Source organism: Azospirillum sp. TSO5 (genome assembly GCF_003116065.1).
Classification (GTDB): domain Bacteria; phylum Pseudomonadota; class Alphaproteobacteria; order Azospirillales; family Azospirillaceae; genus Azospirillum.
Map to the genome: position 1 here is coordinate 1 of NZ_LGQY01000178.1, position 3,757 is coordinate 3,757.

Sequence of the window (3,757 nt, forward strand, 5' to 3'; positions counted from 1 at the left end):
CCCCGCCGCAGAACTGGCGCGGGCCGATGCGATGATGCTGGAGGCGGACGACCTTGAGAGACGGGCGTCCGCCCTCCGCCGACAAGCCCGGCAGATACGCGCTCGATACGCCAACTGGCGCGACCCCGCCCTCACTGAAGCCCTACGAAAAGCCTTGGATGGAAATCATGGCAACGATACCTGAAGTGCGCGGAGAGATGCTTGTGGTGGCGTCCCGCGTTGAAGCCGGACAGATCAACCCCGCCGATCTGGCGCAGCACATCCGGCGCTGGGAACTGGACCTGCATCGACGGAAGCCCGTGCAGCGCACGCCGCCACAGCGCAGGGGCAAGAGCGCAGCAGACGACATCCGCGCCTATGCCGCCGCCAACCCCGGCGCCAGCTATCACGACATCGCCAATGCGACGCGTACCACCATCGGCCGCGTGTCTGAGGCATTGGCCGGCAAGCGCACCTGAGTGGCTTCTGCGCCACACCTAATGCATTCAGCGAATACCAACCACTACGTAAGCGCCGTGTCAGTGCGGCGCGGAAAGGGTCACGCTTATGGTCCAGGTTTGTGAGGCCGAGTGGGATATGGTCAGAAAAGCACGCAAGATCGAAGCCGGGGAGCTAACAGAGGCAGAGCGGGCGCTGCTTGGACGGGCCGTCCGGATAGAACTTCCCGTCACCGATCTGCCCGGCATGAAGCAAGCCGCAGATATGCTCATCGGCCTAGGCACCCAGATCAAGTTCATCGCTGAGCGTGAGGACATGACGAAGGCCGAAAAGCTCTTTGCGATGCGCTCTCACGCGAACTCGGTACGTGATCGGCTCCGAGTCTCCAGTGGACGGCCAAAGCGTACTTATGATAAGTTCTAGCTCGCCTCAGATGAAATCTTGCGCAATCAACATCTGGTGTGCGCAAGATTTTCTGACGTAAGCTCCCTTATGTGTTTTGTGTGTGTAAGCGGGTAGGTTCCATTCTAAAGTGCAACTTTCTTGTAATCACAGAGCTTTACGGGTCGTGATCGTCGCTCTCGGCGTAGATTGAAACTGACGCAGTACCCGGCGCCCCACTGACGCCGTTCCCGAGTGATTTAGCGCCCACCCCAGAACGGGAATGCCGTGGGCCGTGTCCGGACGGCCCCGAGCACAGGGGGGCCCCCCTCTGCGCCGCGTTCCTGAATGCCGGCTGAACAGGCCATTCAGGTCCGCCTCAGGCTTGGTGGCGCAGAGTGCCGGTCATGAAGCGTACCTGCGCTCTCCGCACCAGAGGTAAAGCCATGCTGAAGACCACCCCCCTCGCCGCCCTCGCCGCCCTCGGCCTCCTGACGCTCTCCGGCGCCGCCTCCGCCGGCGACCATCACCGCGCCCAGGCGTTCCAGCCGAGCAGCCCACAGCCGCTCATGGCCATCGTCGAGGCCGGCGGTGGCACCGTCACCGGCACGGTCGCCACCGTCGCCGCGAAATCGTTTGTCCTCACCGATGGGGAGAAGGAGATTCCGGTTACCAGCCACGGCTTCCTGCCGGACGGCATTCAGTCCGGCGATCGGATCACCGTGGTCGGCGGCATCCGGCACGGCGGCATCCGGGCCGACCAGATCATCCGCCAGGACGGCACCGCCTTCGGCCGCGACGCCTCCCAGGACCGCCCCCGCCGCTACGCCGACAATGACTGACCGCGCCCCTGGAACCCGGGCGGGGTGAACGAGGCCCCCGCTCGACACCGTCCCGGGCATGTCCGGCCGTCAACGTCCTGTCATCCCCGGCCGGAGCGCCGCCCATGCTGAAAACGATAATCGCACACACCCTCGCCGGCCGAGGTCGAGAATCGCTTCGAGCGCGACTGCGTCAACGTCTTCGGCCGCGCCTGCACCGCCCGCAAGAAGGGCGACTTCATCACCTTCCTGGCCGGCCAATAGAAAGGATTCCGCCGATGTCTCCCGACCCACAACTCCGCTCGCTGCGCGACGCCTACGCCCGGTACGCCACCGGGGTCGCTGTGATCACCACCTTGACCCCGGCGGGCGTTCCGGTCGGCCTGACCGTGAACTCCTTCAGCTCGGTGTCGCTGGAGCCGCCACTGGTGCTGTGGAGCCTGATGCGGTCCTCAGCCAGCCTGCCCGTTTTCCGCGTGGCCAGCCACTTCGCCGTGAATGTGCTTGCCGACGATCAGCACCATCTCTCGACGCGCTTCGCGTCGCGCAACGAGGAGCGGTTCGCCGGGATTGACTGGACGCCCGGACTGGGCGGAGTGCCCCTGTTGCCCGACTGCCTCGCGCAGTTCGAGTGCACGACACACAGCCATTTGGAGGCCGGCGATCACGTGGTCGTCCTGGGCCGCGTGCACCGCTTCGAGCACCGCGACGGCGCGCCGCTCCTGTTCTTCGCCAGCCGCTACGCCGAGTTGCACCGCGATCTGACGTCCGCTACAGCAGCCTGAGGAGCCTAGCCATGCGCATCGTGATCGGCGCCACCGCCGCCCTGGCGAACGAGTTCGAACGAGTTCGAACGGGTGCCGCTGGTGACCGGCACGGCGACGCAGAAGGACTTTGGTGCAGAACTCGACCTGCGGACGGATTTCGCCCAGAGGCGATGGAGATCAGTCCGGATCGACGGCCAAGTGCAGCTTCCGCCAACTCCGGCGCGCGTGGCCGCCGTGCTTCTTTAGGTGCCACTCGCCGTTGCCGAACACCTTCAACTCGGTGGAATCGATGACCACCGTCACTGGCCCGTCCGCCCTCGCCAAGGCGCTCGCCACTTCCAAGTTGGCGCTGCGCCGGGAAAAGGTCGTGTGGTCCGGAACTGGCAGGTCCAGATCGAGCGGATGCATGAGCGAACCCAGCAAGCCCTCGGTCTGGCGCCACGGACGGCCAAAGGCGAGGCGCAGCATCAGTCCAGCCTCGATGGCAATGTCCGAGTAGCGCGCTGGCCGGCCGCGTCGGCCCGTGACGGGCGGTGTCCAAGCGACAATCGCTCTTCCGGCGTCACCCACACCGTCAGGTCCCCGCGCCGGCGTAGCGCCGCATCGTAGGCAGTCGAGCTCTCGACGCGGTAGCGGGCGCGCGGGATCTTGTGACGGCGGCTCTCGTTCACTTTGTATGGCATCGGGCGCTCGGCTTCTCAGCGGGCCGCCTCTATACCCGCTAGCCATTCCGACCGCCGTCAGCCGGGCCCTTTTTGCACCAACGTCCTTCAAATGGAAAACGCCTTTCGACAAGTATGAAACCACCGCAGATCTTCATTTTCTGCGCATCCGGGGACGGTTCACCTGAAGGCGCAAAGTCATGCAATTGAATGCAATTTAAAATAAGTGTATTGACTAGCAATTCAAACGACGGTAAATGTTTTTTGCTTTTTATAAGCTATGAGTGGTTTTAATATCTGTAACCATCTGAAAAGGTAGAAATTATGGCCGCTACCACGACTCAGCTCACGCCGAACAGCCAGTCCGTCGTGACGATGAACGCCACCAATGCGCAGGTTTCCTTCCAGGTGCTGCCGACGGACGTCAGCTACTGGGCGCCGCAGGTCAGCAGCTCCTTCACCACCGCGTCTCTGGGCAAGAATGTCGGCAACGCCGTCGTGACCTTCAATTCCGGCCTGACCGTCACTCTGTCGGCCCAGGCCGGTGGTGGTTACGTCGTGCTGGTCAGCGGCCAGATTACCGACGGCGACACCGTGTACACCCTGACCGGCACCGTCATCGGCCAGTACACCCCGCCGTCCAGCTGATCCGGGCGCGATTGCCATTGCCGCATCGGCGGGGGGGGGG

General features: G+C 64.0%; 6 protein-coding genes and 2 pseudogenes. 7 read left to right on the forward strand and 1 reads right to left on the reverse strand.

Annotated features, from left to right (window positions below; genetic code table 11):
• From TSO5_RS33175 to TSO5_RS31670, 6 genes and pseudogenes are all read left to right on the forward strand, one after another.
• The coding region (locus TSO5_RS33175) for a hypothetical protein (protein ID WP_211099796.1) at window positions 1–184 on the forward strand (184 nt) is incomplete at its 5' end.
• A gap of 22 nt (window positions 185–206) precedes the next feature.
• Window positions 207–458, forward strand: coding sequence for a hypothetical protein (locus tag TSO5_RS31650; RefSeq protein WP_211099797.1), 252 nt, complete (start codon window positions 207–209; stop codon window positions 456–458).
• 88 nt (window positions 459–546) lie between these two features.
• The gene (locus TSO5_RS31655; protein ID WP_109155337.1) at window positions 547–861 is read left to right on the forward strand and encodes a hypothetical protein; all 315 of its coding nucleotides are present in this window, start codon (window positions 547–549) and stop codon (window positions 859–861) included.
• A gap of 404 nt (window positions 862–1,265) precedes the next feature.
• Window positions 1,266–1,661: a cytochrome c maturation protein CcmE gene (locus TSO5_RS31660; protein WP_158282524.1), complete on the forward strand. Its 396-nt coding sequence runs from the start codon at window positions 1,266–1,268 to the stop codon at window positions 1,659–1,661.
• Between the two features lie 147 nt (window positions 1,662–1,808).
• Window positions 1,809–1,904: pseudogene (locus TSO5_RS33570) on the forward strand (DUF1924 domain-containing protein); the annotation flags it as partial.
• 14 nt (window positions 1,905–1,918) lie between these two features.
• Window positions 1,919–2,425 (forward strand): flavin reductase family protein, encoded by a 507-nt coding sequence (locus TSO5_RS31670; protein ID WP_109155339.1) that lies wholly within the window; start codon window positions 1,919–1,921, stop codon window positions 2,423–2,425.
• Window positions 2,426–2,587: 162 nt separating this feature from the next.
• Here the strand turns inward: TSO5_RS31670 and TSO5_RS31675 are convergent.
• A pseudogene (locus TSO5_RS31675) lies at window positions 2,588–3,090 on the reverse strand (IS5 family transposase); the annotation flags it as partial.
• 303 nt (window positions 3,091–3,393) lie between these two features.
• On the opposite strand from TSO5_RS31675, the gene TSO5_RS31680 reads away from it, so the two are divergent.
• Complete coding sequence (locus tag TSO5_RS31680; protein ID WP_109155340.1) at window positions 3,394–3,717, forward strand: hypothetical protein; 324 nt, start codon at window positions 3,394–3,396, stop codon at window positions 3,715–3,717.
• Window positions 3,718–3,757: the final 40 nt, after the last annotated feature.

Excerpts from the sequence above, each read along its gene's own strand:
- TSO5_RS31670 (WP_109155339.1), top strand. The coding sequence starts at position 1,919 with ATGTCTCCCGACCCACAACTCCGCTCGCTGCGCGACGCCTACGCCCGG.
- TSO5_RS31660 (WP_158282524.1), top strand. The coding sequence starts at position 1,266 with ATGCTGAAGACCACCCCCCTCGCCGCCCTCGCCGCCCTCGGCCTCCTG.
- TSO5_RS31655 (WP_109155337.1), top strand. The coding sequence starts at position 547 with ATGGTCCAGGTTTGTGAGGCCGAGTGGGATATGGTCAGAAAAGCACGC.
- TSO5_RS31680 (WP_109155340.1), top strand. The coding sequence starts at position 3,394 with ATGGCCGCTACCACGACTCAGCTCACGCCGAACAGCCAGTCCGTCGTG.